The organism is Shewanella sp. 492 (genome assembly GCF_059338445.1).
The window spans coordinates 913320-924986 of record NZ_CM181702.1; the positions used below are offsets into that span (position 1 = coordinate 913320).

The following is an 11667-nucleotide window of genomic DNA, read 5'->3' on the forward strand; positions in this document are numbered from 1 at the left end:
GTTTACCTTACTGTGCGGCAAGCTGAATATCGTTATTTTGCTTCAGTTTTGCCATCATCTGCTGACTAATCGCCAAGAATTGTTGCTTCTCTTTGCTGTCGATAGGCATCGACTGCGGTAGCTTAACCGTACGCGGATTACGGTGTACGCCATTGACAATAAATTCATAATGCAAATGGGCGCCTGTGACCCGACCAGTAGAGCCGAGCGTGCCGATGATTTGCCCTTGTTTTACCGTTTGGCCTTGCTTGACTTTACGCTTATTGAGATGCAGATATTTAGTCGTGTAGGTTTCATTGTGCTTAATAAACACATAGTTGCCATTGTACTGGTTGTAACCTGACTTTATCACGCGCCCCTTACCCGCGGCTTTGATCGGTGTACCAACTGCGGCAACATAGTCTACGCCGCGATGAGCTTTTACTTGGCCAGTGACAGGGTGTAAGCGGCGTGGATTAAAGCTTGAGCTGACATATTTAAAGTCCACCGGCGAGCGTAAGAAGGCTTTACGCATGCTGCGCCCTTCTGCTGAATAATAGTTGCCATCTTTATAGCGCACCGCGGTATAGGTATCGCCTTGGTTGATAAACTCGGCAGCTAAAATATTGCCATTTTGCAGGAACTGGCCATCGGCAAACTCCTCCTCAAATAAGATGGCAAATTTATCGCCTTGACGCAGATCGAGCGCAAAGTCGACGTCCCAGCCGAAAATGGTCGCCAGCTGCATAATTTGATTCGGGGTTAATCCTGCGGTCACGCCAGCATTCCAAAAGTTACTGCTAATGGTGGCGCTGGCAAATTTAGTGCGCTGTTCTACCTGTTTAGTGAGCACCTCTTCGCTGTAGCCGCTTGCCTGCTTGCTAATGACTAAGGTAGAGATGGGATCAAGATGATAACGTAACTGGCTGAGTTCGCCGCTGCCGTTTTTGACTATGGCTATCTCTTCGCCGGGTAATATTTTAAGCAGATTTTTTTTGGCTTTAGGCAGTTGGGTTATTTCATACACATCACGGGGCGTGAGGTCGGCACGTTTAAACAGTTTGGCTAAGGTATCACCACTGCGCACGGTAAATTGCTCAGTGTGCAGCTCCATAGCTGGGCTTTCGGTTGCATCTGATGCTGCAACAAGATTATTAGGTGGTTGTTTTGGCTGACTGAGTTCGCTGACGATGTCGTCTACGCTGGGGGCATCTGGAGTTCTAAAGGCCAGCGGCACAGGATAAGCTTTGGCATTATCATTGGAATTGATATCGTGTTGTAACGGCGCTTCATCGACCAAGTTGATGGTGCCAGAGAGCGTGCTATTGGTGGCGCGCGAAGCTTGTGCATCGTCGGTAGGTAATAGTAATACCGCTAGGGTGACGACCAAGAGAATGCCCAACAATATTTGATGTAGTTTGGGTAGTAATTTTAAGAGTGTAATGACCTTTCCCATTGACCCCGATACCAATTTTCAAGACTTAAGCGATTCCTGTAAGTGTACACTCTTTCATTTGTGCTGGCTAACAAGTAACATGAGTCCCCCGTAATTTATCTATAGGCTCTTAGGAGTAGCTGCCAAAATGGCTGATTTAGACCAAGCATTAGCAGAAATACAACGTGGTACCGATGAGATCCTTCTCGAAGCGGATTTACTGGAAAAGCTGAAAGAGGGGCGTCCGCTGCGCATTAAGCTGGGTGCCGACCCTACCGCGCCTGACATCCATCTTGGCCATACCGTTATCTTAAATAAGATGAGAACTTTCCAAGACTTAGGTCATGAAGTTATCTTCTTAATCGGTGATTTCACTGGCATGGTTGGCGATCCAAGTGGTAAAAATAGCACTCGTCCTCCGTTGACGCGCGAGCAGGTATTGGCTAATGCCGAGACCTATAAGCAGCAAGTGTTTAAGATCCTCGATCCCGCTAAGACCCGCATTGAATTTAACTCAAGCTGGCTTGAAGAGCTGGGCGCTGCAGGCATGATCCGTCTGGCATCACAGCAGACCGTTGCCCGCATGATGGAACGTGATGATTTTAAAAAGCGCTATGCATCGGGTCAGTCTATTGCCATCCACGAATTTATGTATCCTCTGCTACAAGGTTATGATTCAGTTGAACTTAAAGCTGACGTAGAGCTAGGTGGTACCGACCAGAAGTTTAATCTGCTTATGGGGCGTGAGTTACAAAAGGCGGCAGGGCAGAAGCCGCAAACCGTGATCATGATGCCACTGCTTGAAGGCCTCGATGGTGTGAAGAAGATGTCTAAATCGGCGCATAACTACATTGGTGTTAGCGAGCCAGCTGGTGAGATGTTCGGTAAAATCATGTCGATTTCAGATGATTTGATGTGGCGCTACTTCGAACTGCTCTCTTTCCGTCCGCTAGGCGAGATTGAGCAGCTTAAAGCCGATGTTGCCCAGGGCACTAACCCAAGAGATGTGAAAATTGCCTTGGCGAAAGAGATCATCGCCCGTTTCCATGATGAAGCCGCAGCAGAAGCGGCTCATCAAGAGTTTATCAACCGTTTCCAAAAAGGGGCGCTGCCTGAGGATATCGAAGAGGTTGAACTTGTTGCGGGCGAGGGCATTGCCATTGCTAATGTGCTCAAAGAAGCAGGCTTGGTTGGCTCGACGTCTGATGCCATGCGAATGATCAAGCAAGGCGCGGCAAAGATTGATGGCGTTAAGATTGAAGATACCCGTCTGCAGCTGAGTGCCGGCACCTCGGGTGTGTTCCAAGTGGGTAAGCGTAAGTTTGCCAAGATTACGCTAGTCTAAGGTAAGCTATAACGCTGATGAGGGTTATTGACTCACTTGCTATAGTAAAAAAGCCTGCAGCTGCAGGTTTTTTTGTGTCTGGAACATTGATGCCAAAAGCCAGGGAGGGATACTTTTGGTATTTGTGTCTGGAGCATTGATGCCAAAAGCTAGGGAGGGATACTTTTGGTATTTGTGTCTGGAGCATTGATGCCAATGGTCAAATGGTATTAACAGACGGCTCTAAATTGCGGGCTGATATTGATGACCTCATGTGCAGATACCACTTCGGGCCGCCACGAGGGCCTCTTCGCCTGCTTAACGAAAACGTCCATGTTTTCGATACCCTACGTTATATCTGCACCTAAGGCGTAGTCTCTTAACTGTATAAACGGGGGGACAATCTGATAACTGACTCAATCTAATGGGTATTACGCCAAACTCCCCAACGTCACTGGGTGGCGAGTTGATCTTGCATCGTCTGATAGTCCATCAAGTCTTCGTGGGCAGTCACTCTATGATTGGTTAAATCCAGTTTTACTGTAGTCACTCCTGGAATGGCCAGCTCAATTACCTTACCCGGTTTACCAAATAAACTGCCGGGACCTCGATAATGGTAGTTACCAATCATCACCACCAAGGAGCCTGCGTTATACATGTGCTCAATATTAAAGTCATACTCTAATACACCACGGTGAGCGCGTTCGAAAAACTCTAAGATATCGCGTCTGCCTTGGTATTTTTTACTGGCAGTGCGATCGAAAAACACGCTGTCACGATTATAAAAGGTGCCCAGAGTGCGATAGTCGTGGTCAGTCAGCGCCTGAATATATTTAACCGCCATCTGCTGCTCGATTGGCATATCGCCCGGCTTGGCCTGAGTGATGAGTGGCATTAACACTAAGATGCTAGTTAAAAAATATTTGATCATTGTTTGGTATTCTTTAAATCAAAAGCGGGAAGTTTTAAGTGCCATTTTATCGCGGCTAAGCGAATGAACAGCGCGCTTATCAAGGCTAAACCAAATGCGGCTTTATTATCGGCCCCTAACTGCAGCGCTACCGTGTAGCCTATCCCGCCACAAATAGAGGCGGTAGCATAAATCTCGGTGCGTAAAATCATTGGCACTTGGCGACAGAGCACGTCCCGAATAATGCCGCCTCCTACGCCAGTTATCAAGCCCATAACGACCGCAATCATGCCACTTAAGCCCAAATTAAGCGCTTTCTCAGCGCCAATTACGGTAAATAGCGCTAAACCAAAGGCATCGGCGACAGGCAGGGTGTATTGAGGGACTTTTTGAGGTTTTCGGATAAAAATTAAGGTTAACAATATGGTGGCGAGGATCACTATGATGTAATTCGGGTCGCGGATCCAAAATACCGGCGTGGTGCCCAGCAAAGCATCGCGGATACTGCCTCCGCCAATGGCGGTCACCGATGCCAGTACTATCACCCCAAAGGGATCCATGCGATGACGGCCGGCGGCTAACGCGCCAGACAGGGCGAATACTGCGGTGCCGCAAAGATCAAAAAAATAGACCCACTCTTTCATTGATCCAACTCTTTAAGGTGGAAGTTGAGCGCATCGACGGAAATGCGGATCTCAATAACCGACAACACCAGCGAATACAACAGCAGCAACAGGCTAGTGCCAAAAATCACCGAGCCGGTTTTATTGAATCCGATATAGATAAAAATCATACACAATACGCACAGTGCGAAACTCAATACCCCCGCCTCTTGCATGCGGCGAATGATCACGATGCGTTGGCGTAAGTTTTTTAGTTGGCCACTGTGCACCGGTTTGCCTTGACTGCTGAGGCTGCGAATAAGGGCTGCCAGTGAAAAGAAACGATTAGTGTAGGCCAGCAACAATAGCGAGATGGCCGGAAACAGTAATGCAGGCGTGGTCAAAGAGACGTGTAGGTGATTAAACAAGGTGATGATGCCCAACAGTTGGTAAGCGTGCCACAATGGCGTAATTCTAATCTATTGGCGTGTGTCGAGTCCAACATTAGTGACGACTTAAACTAATGGTTTATAACGACAGTTTGGCTTATTAAGCCTCCAATAAGTGGGCAATTAAAGTACGGCGGCCAAGCCAGTTACAGATAGCGTAGCGCGGTCCAGAGCAGCGGTACTAACATTAAAGACACTATCCACAGCGTATTGGTGCTGCTCACTAAACGCAGCGCGCGTGGCAATACGCTAACATCGGGTTTGTGTGGTGGGCCGACTTTGTCCAGCGGTACTTTGACACCGTTAAATTTCACCGGCCCGCCAAGCTCTACATCGAGTACCTGTGCGGCGATATTATATGTCGACAGGTGATGATTAATTGCATAAAGGCTTCTGCGCGGAGTGAGCATCGCTTTGAGAGCTTTGGGGCCACCTTGGATTGCCAAGGTAAAGTTCCATAGCATACTGGGCACGTAATAGAGCACATAACAGAGGTAATAAGCGGGCTTACCAAAGTGGCGATAATGCGGATTGATGGCGGGCCAGCACAGTTGCAACTGTTTCAGCATGCGCGCGCCAAGCACCAAGGGAGCGCCGCCAACAATAAAAAATACCATAGTGGCGACTGTGCCATATATCGGTGTGGTCAGCAGTTTTTCGGTAATGGCTTTGCTTAAGCCCACCTCAGATAAGCCCTGTGTGTCGCGACTGAGCCAACCTTTAATTAAGGCGCGGGTTCGTGGTTTATCGGCGTGTTGTAAGGTTTGCGATGCCTCCTCTGCTACCCTATAAAACTGCTCATCAGATAAACATAAGTACAAGACTAGAAACTCAAAAAACCAAGGATAAGCAGCCAGTTGCAGTAAGAAACTGATAATAAGCCAAAAGGGAACTAACAATAACACTATCGACAGTAAGCCTGCCGTCACTTGCTGGGAAGAGGAACGCTCGGGATGATTTACCTTATCAGACAGCCGCAGCGCCAGTTGGCTATAGAGATAAAATGGCTGCATGGCTCTGGGCAAGGGAGCTAGCTTTGCCAGTAATATTGACACCAATAAAATAGCCGCCCCTTGGTAGAAGGGACTGTCTTGCATAAACTGTTGTGAAAAGTGTGGCAGCATGGCGAAATCCAGTTGGATGCTAAGCGCTACTTTATCTCGGCTACAGCGCCCGTCAATATAAACCCTGCGCCCTCATCAAGTCAGGCGCAGGCGTTCATGCTTACAGCTGTTGCAGCAAGGCTATGACCATTAATGCTGAGTGGTGGCCCGCTTTTACGATATAGCTGTCAAAATCCACTGGCGAGTCATTATTGGCATTATCTGACAATGAGCGGATCACCACAAACGGCACGCCAAATTGATGACATACCTGAGCAATTGCCGCCCCTTCCATTTCACAGGCCGCCATCGTTGGGAAGTTAGCTAGCATCGTTTTGGTGCGAAGCGGATCGCAGATAAAGCTATCGCCCGTACAAATTAATCCTTCAATCGCTTTCACTTCGCCTAAGCTAGCAACGGCTTTTTTAGCGGCGTTGACCAAGGTCGCGTCGGGAATAAAGGCGGCTGGTTGCTGCGCCATTTGGCCAATCTCATACCCAAATGCGGTGACATCCACGTCATGGTGGCGCACCTCTGATGAGATAACGATATCGCCAATGGCAAGGCTATCGACAAAGCCGCCAGCCGAGCCTGTGTTAATCACATAATCGGGCGCATACTTTTCAATCAGCAAGGTGGTCGCCACGCTGGCGGTCACTTTACCTATGCCAGAGCGAGTCACCACCACCTCTTTGCCAGCCAGTTGCCCGGCAACAAATTCGATACCTGCGATGGTGTGTGACTCAGGGTTCGTCATAGAGGAAATAAGGTGAGCAACTTCTGGCTCCATGGCGCCGATAATACCAATTTTCATTGAATGACCTTTAGTGATGTATTGATGTTCATGAGGCGCTGTCATGTTTTATTTGCGCCGCGCTTAATGGGCGCTAATATAGCAAACAAGTGGTTCTGTGGCGAGATCGCTTGCCGCATGCCTTTCGTGCAGGTACTTCCTCGGCACCGCTGTAAACCCATCCTTGGGCGCTCTGGGATTTCATCCTTGAAATCGAAGGCCTCAGCCGCACCTACACCGATTTCTTAATCTCTTCGATTTAGCCGTCATTGTGTAACCACATAGCCGTCAAAAGCTAACTCGGTTTTGGACAAAAGTGTGCTTGCCTTCGAATGAAGGTGTTGGCATTTTTGGTTGGTAGCATTTAGTCGAGTTAGGTTTTATTGATTGATGGTAGCGTTAACATTCATGGCAACCAATTGCCTGCAGCATGCCTTTTGTGCAGGTACTTCCTCGGCACCGCTGTAAACCCATCCTTGGGCGCTCTGCGATTTCATCCCTGAAATCGAAGGCCTCAGCCGCACCTACACCCGAGTTCTTAATCTCTTCGATTTGACCTTACTAGTGTCACTCGGACAATCAAAAGCTAACTCTGTTTTGGACAAAAGTATCTTGGCCTTCGAATGAAGGTGTTGGCATTGTTTGGCTTGTAGCATTTAGTCGAGTTAGTTTTTATTTATTGATGGTCGCGTTAACTTACATTGTTTTGAATTGCTTGCCGCAGGCTTATGTGCAGGTGCTTCTTCGGCACCGCTGACTTTTTGTTAAACAAGAGCCATCCTTGGGCGCTCTGCGATTTCATCCCTGAAATCGAAGGCCTCAGCCGCACCTACACCGATTTCTTAATCTCTTCGATTTAGCCGTCATGGTGTAACCACATAGCCGTCAAAAGCTAACTCGGTTTTGGACAGAAGTGAGTCAGCGATCTTGCTAAATTAGCATTTCACGGATTACCTGAGGTACAGCAAAACCTCGATCTTAGTTGTATTAGGGGCTTACCAGAAAGCCTATACTTTCAAAATCTTTGTAAGCAAAATCCCCATTATACCCGACGTCAGAAACTCTTCTCTCACCCTTAATCCGAGTTATTATTCTTAAGCCACTAGATTTCAGAACAGCAGTTAAGAATTCTTTTTCCAAGTAGAATCTTTTCCGAGAGTTAGAGTATTCGTCTAGATCTTCAACTATATACTTTGAGATTTGTTGTCCGTCTTTGAAGTAACAAAGCCGCTCACAATCAAACTTAAGTGCATGCTCTTTAACAAAACTAGAAGCTAGCATCGGCATAGAAAAACTACCACTTGAATGTTCCGAACTATATTCGATGATAAAATCTTTAAGCGAATGCTCCTTATATTTAGGAACAGTCATTGTATGTGTTCCGGATGTTCTTACAAAAGCACTTCCATCAAAGAACACGTTTGATTCAACTTCTATTTCTTCTTCACCATATTTTTCCTTGATAACTTGGGGTTCAAGGCTTTTACTCCACAAACTATAAAGCTCTCCCAAATAAACGTCAGATAATTTGGCAATTTCGGGGAACTCCAATTTGCTAGATTCTTCGCTATCAAAATCAAAGTCTTTCAACGACTCATCGAAAACTAAAAAGGAGTTTACAGAAGCATAGAAATGACGATTTAATTCCTTAGATTCCTCGACTATAAATGCATCAACCAAAATCCAATTTTCAGTTTCAAAACTTGCACAATCGCTGAGATGAACCAGATTCGGATCTTCCGAATAGTTAATCCATTCTTCTTCAGTCAATCCTTCATCACCCAAGTACATTTTTTCACTAAGAGGGAAGGTTTTTAACCTTTTACTAGGAAAGAAAGGGTCAATTCCTTCTATAAACCTTCCCCCCCAGAACTCCAACTGTCCCGAATCGAGTAGTTTTCCTGCCATTTGGTAGTACGCTATCCAAGAGTACTTTTTCCCATAGCGCTCTACTTTTGTAGCTTCGTGTCTACGGTGATAACCGCTCGAAGAAATTTGATTGTCTAAGTTGCCAAATTTGTCCTCGCTCCACCCCAAATCATATACTTTCCATAGTATCTGATTACGAATTTTCGCATAAGCCTCATGTTCATAGTCGTAATTGCTACGATTTTTAACCAAACGACCAATAGTATAGTTCTCAAAATCCATTTTAAGAGGAGATAAATGCCCGCTCATACCATCAGTTGTTTCTTCTTTCCATTCACTTCTGGGCATTTGTTCAAAAGGTTCAGTAGCTGCTTTAACTTCTGATTCACCAATATTAATTTGAGATTCCAAACTCGCACGCTTCACTAGACATGAGGCATATTCTCTAACCAATATGTTGGTTGTAGCGTACTTCGAATCATGACTGAAAAAAGCAGCTACTATGTGTTTGCTGAACGCCTCTATCTCACCTAAGTTTTCAGATTTATCCAAAGAAATACTCACTATTGAGTAACATGCTGCGATAATCCGCTCTAATATATATTCATCGTCAACCGCTAGAATAGGTTTGACTATTTCTAGGAAACTTTTAGTGTTATGCACTCCATAGTAGACTAAAGCCTCAGTTGAAACATCTCTTAGCTCAGCTACAACTGAGTTAAGGAACCAAATTGTTGTAATTAGCCTTAGTTTTTCTATTTCTGGATCTGAAAACTCTCTATTTTTCCAACACTCAGCCCTAAATCGAATGCCTTTTATCAATTCATCATGGTTTCTTCGAAAATACTCTCCCCATGAAAGATCTCTGTCCACCATAGGCGTGTCTAACAATATATCACTTAGAAACTTTGCGTTTAAAGGGTGAGATATTGCGAATCGTACGTCTCCTAAAGATTCAATGTATTTTTGTTTCAACCCTTGACTAAGTATTAAGCTTTTCAATTCGCATACTGTGTCATCACAAATGAATTTCGGTTCAATCAAATGCGACAAACTTAAAACTTCATTTTTGTAAGTTGAAGGAACTAATTGCCAAATGTGTGGCAGATTATACTGCGGTGCAATAGCGACAAGTGCATGTAGGATGTCCTCTGACAGCTCATGCTGCAAAGTCACATCTTCGAAAATTTTCTCTATAAAACCTTGTGAACTAAATATCGATACGTCTCGATTTAGACAATAGTGCTCCATTAAATAGAAAGCTATAATGTATCCACCTAGGCGATCATACGCTGGGCTTAAGCGATATTCTCCACGACGAACCAGATCTCTAAATATCAAACCTTCTTGAGATAGCAAGTTGACAATATTACTGTCCCAATCTGTCGACTGTGGATTATGCTTTCGCAAAAAGTCTCTTTCTAAAACACCTCTACCGTTTGCCTCCCACAGAGCTTCACCTAAGTAGTAGACTGCATTTTCTACCTCAGTAATTGTGTATCTGATAGACAGATTAGTCATTTCAGAGATAGTTTGTCCGATATGTGTGACTTGCTCTTTAAACAATGAGTATATGGATGATGGAAAACTTTGAACCACCACACAAGCCTTCCTTGGGCGATTCATAACTTCACAAAAGATTTTCAAGTTTAAAGGATGACTGAAGAAACTTTGCGGAGCCGCTATTGGATTAGCACTAATCTTATAATATCTAAAGTATGCACCTATAGCTTGGACAGTTACTTCGTCACTAAACCCTTTTAATAGTAACTCAAAGCAATCATTGGGGAGCGCTTGCTGCGCAAAACCTTCTCTTGATGAACTATTAGATCTGACAGCACCGACATGTTTCCGAGACTGATAACCATCTCGCAAAGTACAGACGAGAACTACATTTGGATATCGAGGTAATACAGTCTCGATGCTTGCCAATAAGTTCTTCCATTCTCTTGGGTCTTCAGCCTCATTTAATCCATCAACAACTATTGGAACTCGGCAACGATTTCTTTCTCCCGCCGAGTCTATAGCTGAAAGCAACGATTCAAACGATCTAACTCCGTTAGAGGCAAAGGACATATTTTGAACCAGAGAATCAAGCGTTCCCCCCTTACGAAGTTTTTTTCCATGAAGAAGTATTCCTGCCAGCCTGTCATCATTTTGGCTTGTAACTTCAGCAGCTAATTGTGTTTTACCTCTGCCAGCTTTACCAATAACAGCTACTAGTTGATGAGAAAACAGTTCTACAGCTTCTGACAACAGCTTTTTGATATCTTTGATGACTGCATTCGCATTGGTCAAATAAAGAGAAAGCGGTAGGTTCTGCCTTCTTGTTAACCTTAGCAACTGACTTATGTTTTTTGTCTGCTCTGAAGATTGAGCAAAGTTTGCAATTCTACCTATTTCTCTGCCTGACACTGTAGACTCAAAGACTTTACAGCTAGATATAACCTGTTTACAAAAGGCTATAAACTCTTCTAGTTCAGACGAAAGATCTACATAATCCTTATGCCTAGCTAACTCAGAAATAGTTGACAAATAACCGTCTAGTTTAACTTTCGCAGCATATATATCAGACCATGCGCTAGGTTCACCGAGGACTCTCCTTATATCTCGCTCTACGTCTGTAGATTGATGGACTTCATGAATCCAACGATTTCTAATCGGAGCCACTGAATTCGTATGCTGTTCATTTAACATATCTGGTGTTAAAGCCAGCTCTCCAAAATAACTAGCCCTTAACTCTGTTGCTGGACCTGAGAGATAAGACTCTAAATCGTTTTCATTCCAAAGATGTAATGTAAAACCATATTTTGTTTGTAAATCATAGAACCAAGTTTGGTCAGCCTTCGCTAAGGTTTTGTGTGTCCAAAGAATCCATACATTTAAATCTGGTAAGTGTTTTTTCGTTGTATCCAGCGAGTGTTCAATCTGGCTCTTTGCCCCACTAGTTAAGCCACCGTCACTCTTATATTGGAACAATTTGCATTGCCATCCAACCTTTAACCCTTTTGTTCCCAATCTTGGGTCATCACAATCAAGCTCAAGATGGAACTCCACTCCTGGTTGATTTTTTAACTCTTTTATTGGCCCATGATTTCGAAATTGTCGAATGACTATTCCTCTGCATAAGCTTTCAAAACTAAAAGCATGCGCACTAGGATGCTCTCCAGCCACATGTTCAAACTTAGCCCAATCAAGCACTA

8 protein-coding genes are annotated in these 11667 nt (G+C 44.7%); 1 reads left to right on the top strand and 7 read right to left on the bottom strand.

Translation table 11 applies throughout. The features are described 5' to 3' along the window. Positions 1–7: 7 nt before the first annotated feature. Positions 8–1435 (bottom strand): peptidoglycan DD-metalloendopeptidase family protein, encoded by a 1428-nt coding sequence (locus tag AC5YBX_RS04090; protein WP_494524400.1) that lies wholly within the window; start codon positions 1433–1435, stop codon positions 8–10. 127 nt (positions 1436–1562) lie between these two features. Between AC5YBX_RS04090 and tyrS the strand changes: the two genes are divergently transcribed. Beyond that, positions 1563–2759: a tyrosine--tRNA ligase gene (gene tyrS, locus AC5YBX_RS04095; protein ID WP_475516045.1), complete on the top strand. Its 1197-nt coding sequence runs from the start codon at positions 1563–1565 to the stop codon at positions 2757–2759. A gap of 430 nt (positions 2760–3189) precedes the next feature. On the opposite strand, the gene AC5YBX_RS04100 is transcribed toward tyrS, so the two are convergent. The 6 genes from AC5YBX_RS04100 to AC5YBX_RS04125 all read right to left on the bottom strand — a co-directional run bounded on the left by AC5YBX_RS04100 (position 3190) and on the right by AC5YBX_RS04125 (position 11665). Next, positions 3190–3669 (bottom strand): nuclear transport factor 2 family protein, encoded by a 480-nt coding sequence (locus AC5YBX_RS04100; protein ID WP_494524401.1) that lies wholly within the window; start codon positions 3667–3669, stop codon positions 3190–3192. Beyond that, entirely contained in the window at positions 3666–4292 is a 627-nt protein-coding gene (locus tag AC5YBX_RS04105) for a trimeric intracellular cation channel family protein (RefSeq protein ID WP_494524402.1), read from the bottom strand. Before AC5YBX_RS04105 ends, AC5YBX_RS04100 begins: the two co-directional genes overlap by 4 nt. After that, entirely contained in the window at positions 4289–4678 is a 390-nt protein-coding gene (locus tag AC5YBX_RS04110; protein WP_494521657.1) for a DUF2721 domain-containing protein, read from the bottom strand. Before AC5YBX_RS04110 ends, AC5YBX_RS04105 begins: the two co-directional genes overlap by 4 nt. Before the next feature lie 167 nt (positions 4679–4845). Beyond that, positions 4846–5823, bottom strand: a complete 978-nt coding sequence (locus tag AC5YBX_RS04115) for a cobalamin biosynthesis protein CobD/CbiB (RefSeq protein ID WP_494524403.1) — start codon at positions 5821–5823, stop codon at positions 4846–4848. Positions 5824–5923: 100 nt separating this feature from the next. Beyond that, positions 5924–6616, bottom strand: coding sequence for a 5'-methylthioadenosine/adenosylhomocysteine nucleosidase (locus tag AC5YBX_RS04120; protein WP_494521656.1), 693 nt, complete (start codon positions 6614–6616; stop codon positions 5924–5926). 966 nt (positions 6617–7582) lie between these two features. Beyond that, positions 7583–11665, bottom strand: coding sequence for a hypothetical protein (locus AC5YBX_RS04125; protein WP_494524404.1), 4083 nt, complete (start codon positions 11663–11665; stop codon positions 7583–7585). Between the last annotated feature and the right edge of the window lie 2 nt (positions 11666–11667).

Bases quoted from the DNA above. Each gene is read 5' to 3' on its own strand.
- AC5YBX_RS04090 (WP_494524400.1), bottom strand. From the start codon at position 1,435: ATGGGAAAGGTCATTACACTCTTAAAATTACTACCCAAACTACATCAA.
- tyrS (WP_475516045.1), top strand. From the start codon at position 1,563: ATGGCTGATTTAGACCAAGCATTAGCAGAAATACAACGTGGTACCGAT.
- AC5YBX_RS04100 (WP_494524401.1), bottom strand. From the start codon at position 3,669: ATGATCAAATATTTTTTAACTAGCATCTTAGTGTTAATGCCACTCATC.
- AC5YBX_RS04105 (WP_494524402.1), bottom strand. From the start codon at position 4,292: ATGAAAGAGTGGGTCTATTTTTTTGATCTTTGCGGCACCGCAGTATTC.
- AC5YBX_RS04115 (WP_494524403.1), bottom strand. From the start codon at position 5,823: ATGCTGCCACACTTTTCACAACAGTTTATGCAAGACAGTCCCTTCTAC.
- AC5YBX_RS04120 (WP_494521656.1), bottom strand. From the start codon at position 6,616: ATGAAAATTGGTATTATCGGCGCCATGGAGCCAGAAGTTGCTCACCTT.